At 63.3% G+C, this 218-nt stretch carries 1 protein-coding gene; it reads left to right on the forward strand.

Annotation, left to right across the window (positions count from 1 at the left end; genetic code table 11):
* A partial coding sequence (locus H6B10_RS17300; protein ID WP_204652547.1) for a hypothetical protein occupies window positions 1–218 on the forward strand: 218 nt, incomplete at both ends.

Below are 218 nucleotides of genomic sequence, written 5' to 3' on the forward strand. Positions count from 1 at the left end.
ACAGAGCGGCGAGTATGCCAAATACACGGTGCTCAACGGCCTGGACTACGGTGAGTGGTGCGAACCCGGAGTAACACCCATGCAGGCCATGGCCAATCCCCGCAAGAGCGTAGGGCACCAAAATGGCGGCGTCCCCCCAGCCGGCGGACATGCACAGCATGGGTGTCATATACCCGGGGCGGCTGTTGGGCGGGGCAATGTTGGCCATCCGTCCGTCA

Origin of the sequence: Gemmiger formicilis (assembly GCF_016901605.1) — a bacterium.
Classification (GTDB): domain Bacteria; phylum Bacillota; class Clostridia; order Oscillospirales; family Ruminococcaceae; genus Gemmiger; species Gemmiger formicilis_B.